The following is a 17,867-nucleotide window of genomic DNA, read 5'->3' on the forward strand; positions in this document are numbered from 1 at the left end:
TTTTAAATCCTCAGATATTTGGACAAATGTTCAACCTGCCTCAAGAATTGATGTATAAGGCTAATGTAGCAGTTGGGTGGATGTCACCCTTAAACCAGGCAACCTACCATATGCACAATTTCGGATATGATCTGCTTCCACGGCTATGGCAGACTTTTCTTATTTTTGGAATAGCAATCATTATATTATTCTGGACGGCTCTACGAGGAATGAAGAAATATAACTTTAATTTTACAGGGAGCGGCGTATGAAAGACATATCGATCAGCGTACAGCACGTATATAAAGATTTCAATGGCGAAGAAGTCTTACGGAATGTGCACCATGATTTTGAGTCGGGAAAAATCCATGGGATCGTTGGCAACAACGGTTCGGGGAAAACCGTACTGTTTAAATGTATCTGCGGTTTTCTGTTCCCGTCGAAAGGGAAAATATTGGTAGATTATGAACAGGTGGGACAAGATATGGACTTCCCGGAGGATATGGGAATCATCATCGAGACGCCGGGCTTTTTGCCTACGCTTACAGGAATGAAGAACTTGCAGCTTTTGGCATCTCTCAAACGTAAGATCGGGGATCGGGAAATCCGCGAAACAATCAAAAAGGTAGGGCTTGATCCCGACCTCAAAAAGCACGTTGCAAAATATTCCCTCGGAATGCGGCAGCGTCTTGGCATTGCGCAGGCGATCATGGAGGATCCTTCTCTGCTCGTTTTGGACGAACCGTTCAATGGTCTTGACAAGCAGGGTGTGAAGGATATGCGCGAACTGATTAAGGGATTAAGAAATAAGGGGAAAACAATCCTGCTGGCGAGCCACAACGCAGGAGATATCGAGGAACTGTGCGATACGGTGTGTGAGATGGATGCAGGTATATTGACGGTGGTGCGGTGATATGACGGAACCAATTATAAGCGTAAGAAATCTTGTCAAAATATATAAAACAAAAAAGGTGCGTTTTAAAGCCTTGAACGGTATTGATCTGGATATTTATCCCGGAGAGTTTGCGGCGGTGGCTGGTACGTCCGGCAGCGGCAAATCCACCTTATTAAACCTCATCGCGGGACTGGAAAAGCCAACGGCAGGAAAGATATTTGTGAAGGAAAAGCCGGTGCATAAAATGAAGGAAGATGATTTGGTAGAATTCAGGCTCAACCATATTGGCTTCATCTTCCAAAATTTCAACCTGATGGATACGCTCACTACTCTTGAAAACGCAGCGTTTCCGCTGATGCTGTGTGGACTGACACCGCGTGAACGGGAACAGAAAGCAAGGGAGGTGCTTTCGGAGCTGGGGCTTTCAAAGCACCTTGCGCACGACACAAACGAACTTTCAGGAGGGCAGCAGCAGCGCGTCTCCATCGCGCGGGCAATCATCTCTAAACCGGAGATTCTGTTTGCGGACGAACCAACGGGAAACCTGGACAGCGAAACAGCGGGACAGATTATGGAGGTACTGCGGGATATCGTGCGAGAAAACGGTACTACCCTGCTAATGGTCACGCACGACATGGAAAAGGCACGATATGCGGATCGAATTGTATATCTAACGGATGGCGATATAACAAAAATTGAAGGGGGCCAGAGAAAAAGTGAAAAATAGCAGGGCTAAAAAGCATTTTAAAATTACTTTGCCGGTTTGCGGCAAAGATAAAATAAAATAGCCAATATGACTTGTTCAATACAGGTCAAAATCCAAACTGGTTTATTTGAGGAGGTGATTCCATTGAAGATTTAAAAAAGTCCTTACAAAAAACGGCGCACACCGACTCTATTGCAAGACAATAGAGTAATCATGTAAGGACTTAATGCTCAATATATCATAACTAATAAATAGAGTCAATTCATACTGAGAAAGGAGTTCAAAAAATGAAACGGAAAGTTATGATTTTAGTATTGGTTGTTGCTTGTATCTTGGTAGCAGTTTTGCCGGCTGTGGCGTTTGCTGATGGTACGGTTTATACCGGAACAAGCCTTTACGAATATACCGCAAGCAGGACATGGAATAAGATCAACGATAAAACATTGGAGAACTATACTCGTTATGCTAGCCTGTATAGTCCAACCCAAGTCCCCGTTGGTTATATTTCAACAATCTCAGTTGGTGGTGGAAACAGCATTGATACCGGAGAAAATGGTCATCGGCATATATGGACAACAGGATTAACGGGAACAGCACGACTTAACATAAAAAATGCGCCTGATTATGCGGGACACCGGATGTATACATCCGGTGAATGGTATATTTATAATGGAGCAACAAACAGGGAACTCAATTACTAAGAAGGGTGTTATCCGGGCAGCAAATTGCTGCCCGGATAACATAAATGTGAATATGAATTATAGAGAATTTGTAATAAAAAAACTAAAAAATATTTCTTTGTGGCGGTACATTCTACTGTTATTGCTTCTCGTTTTTCTTGCAATCAATTCGTGCGTTTTTTTACGATTAAATGGGGTGATTCCCACATTTTATGAATTGTGCTTGAGTCAATTAAATGATATCTCTATAATATTATTTCCTATTACAATCACTTTTTTTCTACTGAGTTGTGATTTTTATAGTAACGGATCAGATTTTGATTGCAAGCTATTGGCTAAAATTGCATCCATAAAAAGCATTACATATTATTTTCTTTATGCAATGATACTATCTGCTGTATTTTTGGTTTTTTTTCTAGGTGTAAATTTGCTGGTAAGTCTTGTTGGTGGTGACAGCAATATATTTTCAAGTAGATGGAATATAGGTTTCGCGGAAAATATGGCTCCAGTTGAAGCACTTGGTTTATCCTTAATTTATGTTGAACTCCGGTTTGTTTTCCTTCTGATGATAATCGAATTTGTTAATCTATTAATAAATATACCTTGGGGATTTTTAGTTGCATTTTCATTTAGCTTTATAGATTGGAGTTACTATTATTTATGTAATTCCAGTATTTATTTTCAGATAACTCTTATCGAGCATACTCTCGTAACATATGATCAATCATTATTATCTGTTGGATCAAGACCATTACCGCTTTGGTCGATCATGTATTGGATGATTCTGATCTTCATTGTACTTATACTTATATACTTTGTTAGAAAGGTTAGAAAAAAGCAATGTGTGAATACTTAACAAATACATTAAAATCAAAAAAGTATTGGATAATAGTAGCGGGGATTATTATTGTTTCAATACTCACTTTGATTTTTAATATGCAATTATTCAATTTACCAATTAGTAATTTTGGTTATGTTGATTTTTTCTATTTTAGTTTCATGAAATCTACTTTTGTATTTGGCAATCTTTATCCGATTATTCCCTGCCTAGCGGCACAATGGATAATTTTTAAAAACGATTGCTGTAATAAAAAAGAAAATATTCTCAAGCGAGTATTTTCTGCGGGCATTGCCGGAGGCTTATGTTTTCCCCTTGCACAATTCATAATGCTTTTCACATTTTACTTGCTATCCCCTCGCACAAGTATTATTTTTGCTGGAATGGGCCCCCTCACAAATTTACTTCAATATTCGCCGCTCGTTTATTGCTTGGTTTTCATAACACATATTTTTATCGTAAGTATGGTTTATTCAATTTTAAGTTTCAGTTTTTCAATTCATAGTAAAAATAAAACTGCCGCTTTAATTATCCCTTTGATTATTGGTAATTTAGGGATGTATTATCCGTTTGGTGCGTATGGAGAGGCTGTGAGATTCCTTTTCCCAATATCACAATACAATATCTCGTCAATGGAAGTTGGTTTTGACGAATTATATTTAAATCTTATCTTCGTAGCATTATTGTCAACTCTGGTATTAGTATTCAAAATCAAAAAAGGCAGGAGGAAAGAAAAATGCGAAAGAGAAGCTGTATAATTCTGGTCGTTATACTGGCCATATTTTGTTTGGTGGGTTGCCAGTCAACGCCTGATAAACAATCGGTAATCAACAAATTGGAGGTGGAGACTTCTGAAGTTCCTCAAGAGACGCCTCTGGAATCTTTAGATAGTATTGAAACTGCTGAAGTAGAAAAAGCTAAATATGATGTTTGGAAAGAAGAAATTAGTACAAAAGATGGTGTTGGAAAAATTGAGGTTGATGCGGAAATTCAAATCCCGGATGTAACCCAGTATCCGATTGTTGAGGTCCAGCCCGTCGTGTTTGATGAGACCTTCTTTGATAAAGCTATAAATTGTTTTTTTGGCGATTCGATTATTTATTACGATAATACCGGAGAAATTACAAAGGAAGAATGTGAAAAAATAATTGTTGAGTCAAAGGCAATGCAAAGCCAATATAAAAAAGAAAATAAGATGGATGCGTATGCAAATATGCAGCAAATAATAGAAGAATTTGAAGCTTTATATAACTCAGTTCCATTAGCAGATGAAGTACCGCGCGAAGAGGTAGACCGTACGCAAATCGACTTGAATTCCATTAACGTCATGTGTGATATTGGGGGTGAAATTCCCGCTCGTATTAGTGTGAAAAATGATATATCCAATAAATCTTGCGTGTTCCGCTTCGATCAATCGGATAAAGCCGGATATGGAAATATTCAATACCAGGAAGAAACGCCAAGAGGTGTGACTATCACACAGAATCAAGCTATTGAGGAGGCTGATAATATATTGGATACCTTAGGCATTTCTGATATGGAAATAACAGATATCTGTGTTGCAAATAAATACAATGAAGCAAAGATGATGATGCCGGATTATATGGATAGTGACGAATTTCTTAATGAATCCCCGCAAGCGTATGTACTTTACTATACCCGAACATATAAAGGTATTCCAAGCACATATACGCAATCGTTTTATGGAACGACCGTCAGTGAAGATGGTGTATATAAACCTTTATGGTCTCCTGAAAAAATTGTGTTCATTGTGAATGATAGCGGTATTCAGGTGATGGAATATATAAATCCAGTACAGATTGGACAAGAAACAAACAGTAATATCGAAATAATGGATATTGAAAGTGTTAAGGACGCTTTTAAAAATAATATTAAGAATGTTATTCCTCCAAATTCTGACGTTACAGTTTCTATTAATAGTATTAAACTCGGAATGATGTATTCTGCCATAGCAAACGACGATAGCCAATATATTATGAAGCCTGTTTGGGATTTTATGGGGCAAGTAGTACACAATTCTACAGGTGATAATGTATCAGGTCCAGCGGCGAGTCAATTAACTTTGGATGCCACAAATGGGAGCATTGTGGATCGCGGTCTCGCTTATTGATAGTAAATTTTGATATAAACGCAGAACAATAAAAGTCGAACATTTTTTGTGGAGGTATGCAATGAAAAAAGGAATCTGTATCATACTTACAGTTATTATATTATGTATTGGAGGAACGGCACTTGCAGGAAGCGATACTTCGGTTCCATCATCTTCGGCTCCTCCAAAAACGGGAGATGCAGGAGATGTATTGGAAATTGATAATTCGAATTTATACTCTGGCATGGATAAACCATACAATAGTGGATATATGCCAACAGTATCAAATGAAACAGCCTCTATCATCCTACCGCTTGTCTCTGAACAGGCTCTAAAGGACAATAAACTAAACATGACAGTGGATTTAGGCGATCCGTCTACTTCACCATTTGTATTTCAGAACTATGATAAAACGATTCTACTGCAAGAATATAGTGTAAATAATAATATTGCGAAAATAAAAGCTTATCTTGTAGATCTCACCTTACCTCTTGCGGGGAACCGGATAAACGGGCGCTATCCGGTCACTATAAATTTACAGGGGCAAACAACTGGCGGCGTCCAATTCACCCAGTCATTTATTCTGTATGTAACGATAACGGATGGTATTGATCCCAATGCCACGCCCGAACCAGAACCAACACCCGAACCTGTTAAAGAGGAAGTACCCGCCCCACAACCCAAAGCAATAGTCTCGAGTTATTCTGTAAATCCCTCCCCTGTTCTCGCGGGGCAGGAATTTGCCCTTTCCGTCACATTACAAAATACCAACGATAGTCAGTCAATGCGTAATGTTAAAGTGACAATTAACGGTGAAACAGCAGACGTGATTCCTATGGGCGAAACCAATTCCTTTTATTACAAGAAGATTGGAACAAAGGATACTGTAACCATTGATACTAAAATGATGGTGCAACAGACAGCGGAGCCAAAGCCGCAAAAAATTACAATTCATGTTGAATATGAAGGAGATAAAGCAACCGCTTTTACGTCGGATGAATCTATTGCAATTCAAGTCAAACAACCCATGCGTATCGAGTACGATGAGCCGGAAATACCCAAAGAAGTAAATGCGGGTGATACGATGTCCATTTCCATGAATGTGATGAACATGGGGAAAGGAACTGTATACAACGTGCGCGCGGAACTGGAAGCCCCCGGCCTTGTGCCGGAGGGCAGCGCGTTTCTTGGTAATTTAGAGAGCGGGGCATCGAAGAAAAGCGATTTGTATGTTTTTGTCGGAACGCTCGACACGGGAGAAAGCAATGAGTCAGACGCGAAATATGGCCCGACAAGCGGGAAAATAACCCTTTCTTATGAAGATGAGTTTGGCGAGGTATCTTCGCAGGAATTTGAGTTCAGTACCAATATTAATCCGCCGATAATCAACGCGCCACAGGAGGAAGAGGAAGAAAAGCCGGAGACGCAAAGCCAGTGGTGGATTTCGGTGATTATTCTTGGTGCGGTCATCGGTGCAATCTTCGGTATCCGGTATGCCTTGAAACGCAAAAAGCAGAAAGCGAAAGAACATGAGAACGTCTGATTTATTCAAATTGTCCCTGCTTAATTTAAGCAGGCGTAAATCGCGAACATTCCTTACTGTGCTCGGCGTGATTGTGGGGACAGCGTGCATTGTTTTGATGCTGTCTATCGGATATTCCAACTATAAGCAGTTTTCAGATATGCTGACAGACAATGCAAGCCTGACACAGATACAAATTAACGATTATTCCTCGTCTACTTCCGGGCGAGGCGGGATTACGGACAGCACCGTGCAGTCTATTGCGGCAATGGAGCATGTGGAGGCGATTTCCCCCGCCGTTCAGCTTCCCGTTACGATACGCAGCGGGAGCTATGAGGCGAACACCACGGTCACGGGTATTGAGCCCGCCGTCCTGAGCCTTGAATTTGCAGAGGGTGGGATGTTCCCCGCAGGCGGCACGATGCCCGTTCTTGTAATCGGCGGGGATGCGGTGCAGCAATTTGTAGACCCCCAAAACCCGCCCAATTACGCGGATTGGGAGGAATACAGCAAATATATGCCGGAGATCGATTGGCTGAATACGGAGATGGAAATACAGTTCGGCTACAATATGGAGGATGCCGGCAATGCAGAGCTTCCGGCGGGCAGTATGTACCGGGCGACGGTATCCGGGCTGACGGAAAAGACACAATCACAGGACAGTAGCAGTATTTACATAGATTTGTCTATTGCAAAACGGATGCTGCTGGATAACCGGGAGCTTGCGGATCATATGGGCGTTCCTATCAATTCCTATCAGCAGGTCATTGTCCGCGTGGACGATATGGACAACGTACAGTCTGTGATGGACGAGGTAAAAAAACTCGGATACGAGACGTACAGCGAGACGGAATACATCACACAGATGCAGGAGGAACAAAGCAGGCAGCAAGGACAGTTGTTTGCCATTGGCTTCATTTCCCTGTTCGTATCGGCCATCGGAATTGCAAACACAATGTACGCCTCCATCCTCGAGCGGCGGCGGGATATTGGGATCATGAAGGTAGTGGGCATGAAGCTGCGGAGCATACGGCGGCTTTTTTTGGCTGAATCGGCTATCATCGGACTTTTGGGCGGTCTGATTGGTTTGGCAGTCAGCTATATCGTGGTGCTTGCAATCAATACGGGAACGGAGCAGACGAGCTTTCTCGGCATGTATTTCTCCGAGGGCATGAAGATAGAGATACCCGTCTGGGTGGCGCTTGGCGCAATCAGCATTGCGGTACTGGTGGGGATCATATCAGGCGTCTACCCCGCGCGTAAAGCCACGAAGATGAGCCCGCTCGAGGCGATGAGAAGCGGAAATTAGGCGTGAATGATGGAAAAGACAGTACCGCAGGAGAAAAAGAAGAAAAGCGATAAGTGGTTTTGGATTATTTTAGCAGTAGTAATTACCGGGCTTATTTGCCTGCGCGTCTTTGTTTTGGATTGGATATGGATCAGCGGTGAATCCATGCTGCCCACTCTGACCGACGGAGAGCTGGTACTTGCGGAAAAAGTATCTAAAAATACCGGAGGACTTTCCCGGGGCGATCTTGTGATCGTTATTTATCCGGATGGAATGCAATGTGTGAAGCGTATGATCGGTATGGAGGGCGATACGATTTCTATACAGGATAATATGGTTATTGTGAATGGTGATGTAATAGAGGAACCCTATTTGAACGAAAACAGTTTTCCGGATATGCAAACGGTGGTCGTACCTGAAAATAGTATATTCGTGATGGGAGATAACCGAAATCATTCATCTGACAGCAGGGAGCCGATGATTGGGCCGATACCTGATGACAACATTGTGGGACAAGCGATATCCGTAATATATCCGTTCGATAGAATAAGAGGTGTAAAATAGATACGATACTACATTGTTGTATCTTAAATGAAGGCCTTGGTTTCTTAAAAAAACACATCCAATAACTCGCACCTTTGCGGCCTTAAACTGCAAAGGTGTTTTTTGTATGCCCTTAATAAGGTGCAGATCTCCTCCAACCTCCGTTTTGAAGTTGATTTTACACTCTCACACAAAACGGAGGTTACCATGAAAAAGATAAATTTGAAAAAGTATTACCCATATCATCATGAACAGGATATGTGGATAGATGTTCCCGATGCTGTTGCATGCGCGTTGGATGAATTGTATCGTGCAGAAGCATCCCATTATTCTAGAATACGGTATTACAAAGCGTATTATTCACTTGATCGGGGAGACGGAATTGAGAACGCATCATTATTCTTATTTCCATCGGCGGAGGAACAGCTTATACAGAAACTGGACCGCAACCTTTTGTACGCTGCAATTTTAAGGCTGCCGGAAAAACAGGCGCATCGGTTGTATGCACATTACTTTTTAGGCTTGAGCATCAATCGAATTGCAAAGCAAGAAGGGGTAACGCATTCAGCAGTGTCCCTTTCATTGAAAAAAGCAGAGAAAAATCTGAAAACTTTTTTATCAAAAGGGCTAACATATTGATTGTTTTTTCTCTTGATAGTGAAGGGAGCTTTAATCTCTCCGCACTTTGAAAAATAGGCGTTCAGTAAGATGAACGGCTTATAACCAATAGCTTGAATACGTTAGCTGTATCACGAGCGAAGCAGGGGACACGCCAGGACTACCTGCGCCTAACGGCGTCAAAAGGATCGCATCCAAGGTACGAGCGATAACTGTTGCTACTGTAATCTCCACTTGGCAATGGGGGAAACGCAAGGACAGATACAGCCTATAATGATACTCCTTGAGATAGCCTGCCCGCAGGGGAGGCGGCTAAGATGCCGGTGATGGTCATGAGCCGTGACCAGTTCAAGTTATTGCCCATTCGCTATGGGAAGTAGTGTCGAATAATAGCGTTTTAAATATATGAAGTGAGCGGCGGATCTTGGAACAAAACGGTTTGCCAAAATAAGTCCGCCGCTCATTTTAGTTTTATTGAGGGGGTGATATCATGTCACCATCAAATAGGAATGAGAATAGTACTTTCTATAATTATCCAGATGTTGAAATATAAAACAGTTTCAGGAAATGGTCGGAGTTAGTAAAAAAACGGCATATCGTATTTTAAGAAGCGGCGAGATTGAATGTAGAAAAATCGGGAGAGAATATAGAATCCCTAAAATAAATATCATCCGTTATATTGGATAACAAGGATACGGATTTTTGCTTCATCAGCCAACGAGGGAATATAATAAAGGCAGATATTTCTACAGCAGGCTGCTTGTTGTCTGAAAGGAGGAAAAGTAATGACAGGCAGCGTTCAAGTAAAAAATGGTAAATGGTGGGTGGTTCTCAATAAAATCAATTCACAGGGGAGCCGAGAAAGTCAGCTTTGGTTTAATACATTACTTCCGCAACGGGGGAATAAAAAAAGGGCTACTGAAATTCTAAACGAATTGTCAGCATTGGAACCAAAGGCTTATACGGAGGATTTCATTCTGGAGATTAAGTATTGTTTGAAAGTCTTTGTGGATAAAATGGCCGATAGAAGTCAGTCAATTCCTTTATTGTTTCATTCGTTTATAAAGGAATACAAGGAAAGAAAGAATAGTGGAAATAATGCAAATACGGCAGAAGATGTATTATTCTGTGATTTGCTTGGAGAGTATCTGGTCTGCAAGAAAGAAAAGGTTGCACCCTATACAGCTTGGACTTACGAAAAGATGAGGGATCGGTATATTTATCCATTCTTCAAACCATTGAGAATAAGGACAACTGAATTTACTCAGAAACATCTAAAAGACTTCATGAATTATTTGAGGGAGCATGGCTTGGGCGAAAATACAATAAGAAAATATTACACGCTAATACGAGCCAGTCTTGCGTATGGAATGAAAAAAAGAATAATTTTGGAAAATCCTACAGATGAAGTGGAAAAGCCCAAACTACAAAAATTTATATCTGCTTTCTATTGCAAGGAAGAAATCAATGAATTGATTGAAGTTTCAAAAGGGACAAAATTGGAAACGGTTATTAGGATTGCTTGTTATTTTGGACTACGACGTTCGGAAATAATAGGTCTCAAATGGGATGCTGTAGATTTCAATTCCAATATGATAACTGTGAGGAACAAGGTATTGATGTTGTTTGATGGAAAGACTGGAAAAAACGTACCGGTTGCTTCAACTGAGTTGAAAAGCGAGTCCAGTAGGAGATCGTTGCCAATGGGAGAAGGAATCAAAAATTATTTGCTGCAAGTTAAGGAAAAGCAAGAAAAGGATGCGGATTATTTCGGAAATAGTTACAATCAGGAATGGAAAGGATATGTTTGCAGACATGCAGATGGTAGATTGGTACTGCCGGAATATATCAGATCGATGTTTCCGAGATTATTAAAGCGTAACGGGCTTAAAGTAATACGTTTTCATGATTTGCGGCATAGCTGCGCGACACTATTACTTCAGTCAGGGTTTAATATGCGTGAGGTGCATGGATGGGGCATAGTGATTTTAGTATCACAGCTAAAACCTATGCACATGTTGATTATAAAAATAAGGCATCAATGGCAAATAGTCTTGACGAACAGATTACCAGTAGAGAAGAAGCCGGACAAACAATTCATCGTGAGAAAGGAAATAAGAGTATGGAGCATATTGTACAATCAATGATAAAGGCAGGCTTACCGATTCCCCAAGTTACTGAAATCACTGGAATCTGTGAAAAAGATGTGGTCTATTTAGCCTATAAAGGGCAGGAAAATGTATTTTCGTGTTGAATCTGTGTTGAATTTTACCGATTCTCGAACAAATGATATCCAAAAAAATGCTTAACCATGCGGATTTTGAGGATAGTGACACTAAGACTCCGACTCCTGAGGCCAGAGGTTCGAATCCTCCCGGGCACACCACGTCGCGGCAAGTTCCGCGATTCCAAAGCCCTCGCAAAAGCGAGGGCTTTTTCATGCTCTACTGCCGCTCCTTTTCCCCACGCGACCCGCTTCGCTGGGCTCGCGCGGGGGCCCGTTTTTAGCTGCATCTATTTTGTATGAACGACACAAGATACTTCAAATCTGAACCCCCATAGAAGGGTTCGGATTTTGTTCATTCCGGCACATTAAAAAAGCAGTCTATGCAGAAAGCATAGACTGCTTTTTTGGTATGGCAGATTCGAATCAAAGCGGTTTATCAGAGCATCTTGCAGGAACGGTAACGATATCCGAGACTGAAGAGGGAGTATCATCTAACTACTTCATGCTGGCTCACCCCAGGCGGCGCCTGCAAAAAGTACAAGACCGGAAGGATCACGCAAGTGCATTATCGAATCCATTGTATCTTGGCTGCGTTTTTTTGCATGTTGGTTACGGGAGTATTGGCATATCTCTGAATCCCTGTATACTCACAAGTAAGAGAAACGGGAGGCAGGGAAAATGGAAAAGAACAGGAAACCATTTCTTGTAATGATGGCTGTGTACTTAATATGCTATGCAATTCGAATGGTTGAGCTCATGGTTTGGCGAACAGACCAGACATTGGGGGAGGCGTTCATACAGAAGTTAGCAGGAATTGTAATATTGATCCTGGCAATGCGTTATATGGGGTATAGAGCAAAAGATATTGGCCTTATCCGCCGTGGTTCGCTGAAAGGAACCATCATCGGCCTCGCAATCGGTTTCGGTGTATTCTTTGTAGCCTATCTCGTGGAATATCTCATGCTTTCATTGCAGGGCTATGCGCCAATGCTGCTTTTTTATGTGTCAGCTTATGCTTTGGACGGCAATATAATAGGAATTACAACCTTTGTAACGGTTTCGGTGTGTATCGTACTCAATATCGTGAATGTCGTGATGGAGGAAGGGCTGTTCAGAGGGCTATTTACCAAGCTTGCGGAAAAACAGGTGCCCTTTCTTGCAGCCAACGTTATTGCTTCATTGCTCTTTGGATTATGGCATATTGCGCTGCCTATCCGTAGCTATGTGGATGGAGCAATGTCCGGGGACGGCGCATTAGCATCTGGTGCGTTTTATGCCCTTACCTCGTTTTTAATGGGATTTCAGCTTGGGTTGCTTGCCAAAATGACAAATGGATTATGGGCGCCAATGGCGTTCCATTTTGTCAATAACACTGTTGTGAACCTGCTGCACCTTACAACTGCGCACGGCGCAGATCAACTCCAATTCATCAGGCTCACGATTACACAGGTGATTTCTTTTGCCGGCGTATTGATTGCCTATATCAGATGGACAAAAAGACATAAAACAGTGCGTAGGGCATAAAACGAAGCCCATTACTCCTGTGATATAATGGAGAAAACAAAGGCAATGCAGGAGGAAGCTTATGCGGCTCAAATTGGAGCAGGACACGACGCTTGACGACATTCATATATTGATTCAATATGCGGAAAAGAGTGAAGTGCTGAAACGCCTGGTTCGCGCGGTAAAATCATGCGAAGAAAAGATGGAAGCGTTTGACCGGGAACGAAAGCTCATGCTGAACGTCACCGACATTTATTATTTTGAAAGCGTAGACAAAAAGACGTTTGCCTGTTGCAGGGAAAAGGTGTACTATGTGGCAGACCGCCTGTACCAGCTGAAAAATAATTTGGCCGGATACGGGTTTGTGCAAATCAATAAGGCATGTTTGCTTAACATCAATGTGCTTTCAAGCATGAGGTCTATGCTGAACAGCAAAATGGAGGCGACCTTGGCAAATGGGGAACGCGTCAATGTGTCAAGAAGGTATATCCACGAAATCAAAGAAGCGCTGAAAGGAGGATATCCGAATGGTTCAGGAGTGGTTCAAAAACTTTTTTAGTACGGCGGCGGTCACGATTTTCCTTATTATGCTGGCAGGAATCATCACCGGGGACGACAGCGTGAAAATGATTTCCCTCATATCCGCTATTGTCGCTAATCTGATTATCCACTTAGGGCTGATCGGTATACGAAAAATTTCAAGTGTGTATTACTTCCTTGAGATGCTTTTAGAGTTTGCGTATGTTTTAGGCGTGGTTCTGCTGACAGGCTTTTTGAGCGGCTGGTTCCTTACTACGCCTGTATGGGTGACTCTGACAATTACGGTTATTGTATTCGTAGCTGCTTGCCTGATTGACGTTGTTCATATCAATAAGGACATTGAAGATATCAATAAACAGATCGCGCAAAGAAACGGGTAAAGTATGATTGGGCCTTGCATCTTTTTAAACCGTTTTTTCATGAGCGGATAAGTCGAGCAAAAATGAGTATGAATACAAGTGGGCCTATTTGGCTGCGCCGTTCATTGTTTTGCGGTTCCTCCGGACACCAATAAAAGCGATGGCGAATAATGCCAGGAGAATCAAACAACCCCAGTTTTTGACAGTGTGAATAATGGTTGTCAGGACCTGCGGATGAGCGACGTTTTCCGTAAATGTGAAGAAGGTTCCCGTCGACACCTGATAGTATTGAAAGGCGATTAAAATAAGCACAACGACAATAAACTGGTAGGTAATGCTGCCGACATTCTGCATGGAAAATTTACTGATCAGGCGCCTGTCGTAAGGAATACTCCTGATCTGATAATATTCTTTATTGAGCCAGGAGCTGGTTCCGGTATAGAAAAAGCTTATCAGGAAGACGCTGACAGGAAAATAAAAAGGCGTTATGAGCAATACAAGGCTCAGGCACATGCCGGAAAGCTGCACAGTAATGGGGGAGAGGTTTTTGAACAATTTTTGGACTTTGCCGGCAAACGCCATTGCAAAAATCATTCCCAGTACAAAGGGAACGTACAAATGCGTGGTAGCCTGCAAATTACCATATATAATACCAACGTAAAAAGAACCGAATATAAAGATAAAGTTGCCGCACATTCCATTTGCAAGCGATAGCACGTTCAGCCACAGGGGCAGTTTGATATGTTTCCTGCGAAGCCCGATGACTGTCACTGCAATGAGGAATACAATCGTAAATCCAAGGGCGGCAATATCAAGCGTTTTCGCGTCAAATGAAAGTCTCGCGGTACGCAGCAATATCAGCAATATAAAGAATACGATAAAAATTGCGGATTGACGTAAGGAAACGGTCGCATCCTTTAAATGGATCAATTTGAAATGGTAGTCCGTATCGCGCGTAGTGGAGTAGATGGCAAGCGCAAACAGGATCATGTAAAACAGCATCACAAAACTGATCTGCTTGGTACCGGGAAGCGCTGTTAAAACCAGCAGGACAACCAGAGAAAAAAGAATGGGAGCGTATTTTTTCCCGGACTGGCTTGAGGACGGTTCTTCACGCTTGTGGAACGTTATCGTCGTATAGATTGGTTTGATAAATCCGGTACTGAGCCCCAGGAAAATTCCGGATAAGATGTAAAGCGGGGCATACAAATTCCCCAGTACGCCAAAGAGCGCGCCCGTAAATCCAAGTATCAATGTAAATACCAATACGGAATAGCTTCCCATGCCGATTTTGATGCTCCGCAGCAAAAAGACGCCCGTCATTCGGAATGTATAAAATATAACAAGCGGAAATATCGTTGACAGGTTTTTTCCATCCACCAGCCGGAGAAACAATAAATAGGGAATTGCGATCAAAGTACTGTTCAAAACAAAGCCGGACGTTTGTGCGACAGATGAAAAAAATGTTTTTATCTTTTCGATCAGGATCACCCCTTACTCTTACTGTTTCAATACAAATGGAAGGAAACTGTAACCTCCGCATTCTGTTTGTTGTCTCGGTAAGTTATAAACACATTTCAAACGAAATAGTCAATTAAGGCCAAAGAAAAAACGAGATATTTTCCTGCGTGACGGCAGCATGGGATAAAAACAGAAAGGGATTTTCTTGATGGATTGGCTTGCCCGGCCGGACAAAATTGCGTAAAATAAGGGTGGTTAATACAAAAGGGAGAAATTTTAGAATGAACTATACTTTCAGGACACACGGAACCTGTTCTACGCAAATTACCTTTGACGTAGAACATGATACGATCAAAAATATTCGGTTCACAGGTGGATGCGATGGGAACCTCAAAGCCATTCCACGACTCGTTGACGGCTGGTCCGCTCAGGAAATTGCAGACAGGCTGAAAGGGATCAGCTGCGACGGAAAGCCTACGTCCTGCGCAGACCAGCTTGCACAGGCGGTGCTTGAGGCGACTGGAAAAAAGGGCTGACAGAATTTTCTGCTCAATCTTTTTTGGCGTGTAAAAAGAGATTGGATTTTTCGACAAGATTTCCAAGTTCGTTCAGGTTGGATTCGTATTGCAGCATCAGGTGATTGAGATACGGCGATTCGATTGGATATGCCTCATCCTGCGGATTCTCTTTGCCGGCAGGCGGAATCGCCTGTATTTTTTGCAGCCGGCATTTCATTTGCCGGGAAAAGTGATCGACCGCTTCGCGCTGTTGGGGAGGAAGCTTTCCGGCCTGAACAAAAAATATCATCTGTTCGGACTCTGCAATCATTTTCCACATTGGGGAAAGCATTGCAGTATAAAAGGCGGCCTCCGCTTTATCTTCAAGGCGGGGCAGGTGTTTTCGGACTTCGTCGTACAGGAGATGGAAAGAAATAAGCGCGTCGCTGACTACGCCATAGTCGATTACACGCCGCGTACTGATGCTCAGCATGGTTAAGTAAGAGCTTTGAATGTGGAATAACTCGCGGACATTATAACGAAATTGCCCTTTTTGGCTCGTTGGAAAAAAGAAACGGTTTATGACCAGTACCAGAACCACCGCAAGAACAAGATATAATATCCGCAGCTCGATTGCCGTAGAGCTTTCTATGGTGAGCGACGCAAGCGTGAGCGCAAAGCCGGTCGAAAAGATCGGCTGCACCCATGTGCCGGGCGTACAGCAATACATGAGCGAAATCATGACCGTCGCAAAAATAAGATGCCCTGTTACGCCGCCGGGTAGTATTGGAAGCACAAAAAAGGCGAGCAGGCAGCCAATCGACGTTTCGATAAGGCGTGTTTTCATACGGTAGGCGCTCTCCTCATACATAGGCTGCAGGAGTAAAAACGCATTGAGAGGCAGCCAATAGGAGTGCTCGCTGTTTGTAACGCGGCATACCACAAAGCTGATGGTAGATACGAGGGAAAGACGAAGCGCAAACCGGACCTCAAAGGTATCGAGCTTTAGGCGCGTGCGAAGGCCGCCCAGCGGGCGGGCGTGCTTTGGCAACTTCCATTCGGGACGCGCCGAATGCTGGCTTACCTCTGTCATCCCCGTAAGCGTCAGGGAAAGCAGGCGAAGGAAGTTGCGCAGGAATACCTGGAAATGCTTGTCAAGGGCTTCTGTTTGTTCGCATAGCGCATCCGATTCGGCAATGAGGTCAGAATTATCCTGGAGATTCATCTGCTTTTCGACCTTTGCTAAAAACACAGATAGTTTTTCAAGCATCTTAACATCATGGATAGAACAACCGCTGTGATCCCCCTGTCCAAAATCAGAAATAAAATATGCCGCCCGCTGAAAAAGCAATGCAAACATATAATGGATTTTTCCTTCCCCCCGCACGACATAGGAAAAATCGCGGCTTCCGTAAGCCATCCGGTGTAATGACGTTTGCAGGGAAAGCATATCCTTTTGCGCGGCGGGATCGCACTGCTCGCCCTTTGCCATCAGCAAAAATTCTTTGGAAAGCAGGGAAAGGCCTTTACGGGCGTGCGGGTAGCCCTGCGGCTTGCGGTGGAAAAGATAGTAAATCACAAGCGCGACGCACAATACTGCCGAAGCGTACAGCATTACGCCCATCAGGGGAAGAAAGCCTTCCCAGCCTACAGGGCGCAGCTGCAGGAAAATAAACTCCATCGCGTTGGTAAAATAACCTTTTTGGTTAAATTGCGTCGTTTGCAGATAGATCAGCATAAAAGGAACGGCAATGTTCAAAAGAATACATAATGCAAGGTTCAGCGTCGCAAAAAAGGCCAGAACACAAAGGCCCATCTGTACTACAAAAAGATTGAACAGGGAACGTACAGTGCATTTTTTTTGAAAACGGACTTTAAATGTGGCGGTTATGAAGGAAACGACGAGCGCATATGCTGTTCCAAATAACAGGACAATCGAATAAAACAGCAGCAGGAAAAACAGGATGACCGGTATGGCCGCAATAAATTTTTTTTTGAATTCCGAAAGAGAACCCTTGATATCAAAAGAAATAGAGACCACTCCTGCTCACAAAACTTATTTATGTGAGCAATTATATCACTTTTTTCAGGTAAAGTCTAA

General features: G+C 42.6%; 17 protein-coding genes and 1 pseudogene. 16 read left to right on the plus strand and 2 right to left on the minus strand.

From position 1 onward, the window contains the following. The 15 genes and pseudogenes from CHK_RS16830 to CHK_RS08120 form a co-directional block, all read left to right on the plus strand. Positions 1-251: pseudogene (locus CHK_RS16830) on the plus strand (hypothetical protein); the annotation flags it as partial. Then, entirely contained in the window at positions 248-892 is a 645-nt protein-coding gene (locus CHK_RS08050) for an ATP-binding cassette domain-containing protein (RefSeq protein WP_046443539.1), read from the plus strand. The pseudogene CHK_RS16830 and the gene CHK_RS08050, both read left to right, overlap by 4 nt. 1 nt (position 893) lies before the next feature. Next, positions 894-1,601 (plus strand): ABC transporter ATP-binding protein, encoded by a 708-nt coding sequence (locus CHK_RS08055; protein ID WP_046443540.1) that lies wholly within the window; start codon positions 894-896, stop codon positions 1,599-1,601. Positions 1,602-1,867: 266 nt separating this feature from the next. Further along, positions 1,868-2,281, plus strand: a complete 414-nt coding sequence (locus CHK_RS08060; RefSeq protein ID WP_046443541.1) for a hypothetical protein — start codon at positions 1,868-1,870, stop codon at positions 2,279-2,281. Positions 2,282-3,100: 819 nt separating this feature from the next. Further along, on the plus strand, positions 3,101-3,856 hold the full coding sequence (locus CHK_RS08070; protein WP_046443543.1) for a hypothetical protein: 756 nt from the start codon (positions 3,101-3,103) through the stop codon (positions 3,854-3,856). Then, positions 3,835-5,229, plus strand: a complete 1,395-nt coding sequence (locus CHK_RS08075) for a DUF6034 family protein (protein WP_046443544.1) — start codon at positions 3,835-3,837, stop codon at positions 5,227-5,229. The genes CHK_RS08070 and CHK_RS08075 overlap by 22 nt, the downstream gene beginning before the upstream one ends. Positions 5,230-5,290: 61 nt before the next feature. Next, positions 5,291-6,751, plus strand: coding sequence for a COG1361 S-layer family protein (locus CHK_RS16355; RefSeq protein WP_131924755.1), 1,461 nt, complete (start codon positions 5,291-5,293; stop codon positions 6,749-6,751). Beyond that, entirely contained in the window at positions 6,738-8,039 is a 1,302-nt protein-coding gene (locus CHK_RS15695) for an ABC transporter permease (protein ID WP_052740453.1), read from the plus strand. Before CHK_RS16355 ends, CHK_RS15695 begins: the two co-directional genes overlap by 14 nt. Positions 8,040-8,048: 9 nt before the next feature. Then, positions 8,049-8,582: a signal peptidase I gene (gene lepB / locus CHK_RS08095; RefSeq protein WP_160295615.1), complete on the plus strand. Its 534-nt coding sequence runs from the start codon at positions 8,049-8,051 to the stop codon at positions 8,580-8,582. Between the two features lie 186 nt (positions 8,583-8,768). Continuing rightward, the gene (locus CHK_RS08100; RefSeq protein ID WP_046443548.1) at positions 8,769-9,200 is read left to right on the plus strand and encodes a sigma-70 family RNA polymerase sigma factor; all 432 of its coding nucleotides are present in this window, start codon (positions 8,769-8,771) and stop codon (positions 9,198-9,200) included. A gap of 546 nt (positions 9,201-9,746) precedes the next feature. Beyond that, complete coding sequence (locus CHK_RS17175) at positions 9,747-9,866, plus strand: helix-turn-helix domain-containing protein (RefSeq protein WP_407923512.1); 120 nt, start codon at positions 9,747-9,749, stop codon at positions 9,864-9,866. 98 nt (positions 9,867-9,964) lie between these two features. Next, positions 9,965-11,326: a tyrosine-type recombinase/integrase gene (locus CHK_RS08105; RefSeq protein WP_046443549.1), complete on the plus strand. Its 1,362-nt coding sequence runs from the start codon at positions 9,965-9,967 to the stop codon at positions 11,324-11,326. Positions 11,327-12,084: 758 nt separating this feature from the next. Beyond that, positions 12,085-12,930 carry a CPBP family intramembrane glutamic endopeptidase gene (locus CHK_RS08110; RefSeq protein WP_046443550.1) on the plus strand — a complete coding sequence of 282 codons (846 nt, stop codon included), beginning with the start codon at positions 12,085-12,087 and terminating at the stop codon, positions 12,928-12,930. Between the two features lie 61 nt (positions 12,931-12,991). Continuing rightward, a complete protein-coding gene (locus CHK_RS08115; protein ID WP_046443551.1) occupies positions 12,992-13,468 on the plus strand; it encodes a LytTR family DNA-binding domain-containing protein in 477 nt (158 codons plus the stop codon). Further along, positions 13,437-13,829 (plus strand): DUF3021 family protein, encoded by a 393-nt coding sequence (locus tag CHK_RS08120; protein WP_046443552.1) that lies wholly within the window; start codon positions 13,437-13,439, stop codon positions 13,827-13,829. Before CHK_RS08115 ends, CHK_RS08120 begins: the two co-directional genes overlap by 32 nt. 84 nt (positions 13,830-13,913) lie before the next feature. Here CHK_RS08120 and CHK_RS08125 read toward each other — a convergent pair whose 3' ends face one another. Further along, positions 13,914-15,236, minus strand: a complete 1,323-nt coding sequence (locus CHK_RS08125) for a hypothetical protein (RefSeq protein ID WP_160295616.1) — start codon at positions 15,234-15,236, stop codon at positions 13,914-13,916. 314 nt (positions 15,237-15,550) lie between these two features. On the opposite strand from CHK_RS08125, the gene CHK_RS08130 reads away from it, so the two are divergent. Continuing rightward, positions 15,551-15,805, plus strand: coding sequence for a TIGR03905 family TSCPD domain-containing protein (locus CHK_RS08130; RefSeq protein WP_046443553.1), 255 nt, complete (start codon positions 15,551-15,553; stop codon positions 15,803-15,805). Between the two features lie 13 nt (positions 15,806-15,818). Here CHK_RS08130 and CHK_RS08135 read toward each other — a convergent pair whose 3' ends face one another. Beyond that, positions 15,819-17,807, minus strand: coding sequence for an FUSC family protein (locus tag CHK_RS08135; protein ID WP_052740455.1), 1,989 nt, complete (start codon positions 17,805-17,807; stop codon positions 15,819-15,821). Positions 17,808-17,867: the final 60 nt, after the last annotated feature.

The organism is Christensenella hongkongensis, from assembly GCF_000981035.1.
Taxonomy (GTDB): domain Bacteria; phylum Bacillota; class Clostridia; order Christensenellales; family Christensenellaceae; genus Christensenella; species Christensenella hongkongensis.

Excerpts from the sequence above, each read along its gene's own strand:
- CHK_RS08130 (WP_046443553.1), top strand. The coding sequence starts at position 15,551 with ATGAACTATACTTTCAGGACACACGGAACCTGTTCTACGCAAATTACC.
- CHK_RS08105 (WP_046443549.1), top strand. The coding sequence starts at position 9,965 with ATGACAGGCAGCGTTCAAGTAAAAAATGGTAAATGGTGGGTGGTTCTC.
- CHK_RS08050 (WP_046443539.1), top strand. The coding sequence starts at position 248 with ATGAAAGACATATCGATCAGCGTACAGCACGTATATAAAGATTTCAAT.
- CHK_RS08100 (WP_046443548.1), top strand. The coding sequence starts at position 8,769 with ATGAAAAAGATAAATTTGAAAAAGTATTACCCATATCATCATGAACAG.
- CHK_RS16355 (WP_131924755.1), top strand. The coding sequence starts at position 5,291 with ATGAAAAAAGGAATCTGTATCATACTTACAGTTATTATATTATGTATT.
- CHK_RS15695 (WP_052740453.1), top strand. The coding sequence starts at position 6,738 with ATGAGAACGTCTGATTTATTCAAATTGTCCCTGCTTAATTTAAGCAGG.
- CHK_RS08070 (WP_046443543.1), top strand. The coding sequence starts at position 3,101 with ATGTGTGAATACTTAACAAATACATTAAAATCAAAAAAGTATTGGATA.
- lepB (WP_160295615.1), top strand. The coding sequence starts at position 8,049 with ATGGAAAAGACAGTACCGCAGGAGAAAAAGAAGAAAAGCGATAAGTGG.
- CHK_RS08110 (WP_046443550.1), top strand. The coding sequence starts at position 12,085 with ATGGAAAAGAACAGGAAACCATTTCTTGTAATGATGGCTGTGTACTTA.
- CHK_RS08115 (WP_046443551.1), top strand. The coding sequence starts at position 12,992 with ATGCGGCTCAAATTGGAGCAGGACACGACGCTTGACGACATTCATATA.
- CHK_RS08055 (WP_046443540.1), top strand. The coding sequence starts at position 894 with ATGACGGAACCAATTATAAGCGTAAGAAATCTTGTCAAAATATATAAA.
- CHK_RS08120 (WP_046443552.1), top strand. The coding sequence starts at position 13,437 with ATGGTTCAGGAGTGGTTCAAAAACTTTTTTAGTACGGCGGCGGTCACG.
- CHK_RS08075 (WP_046443544.1), top strand. The coding sequence starts at position 3,835 with ATGCGAAAGAGAAGCTGTATAATTCTGGTCGTTATACTGGCCATATTT.
- CHK_RS17175 (WP_407923512.1), top strand. The coding sequence starts at position 9,747 with ATGGTCGGAGTTAGTAAAAAAACGGCATATCGTATTTTAAGAAGCGGC.
- CHK_RS08060 (WP_046443541.1), top strand. The coding sequence starts at position 1,868 with ATGAAACGGAAAGTTATGATTTTAGTATTGGTTGTTGCTTGTATCTTG.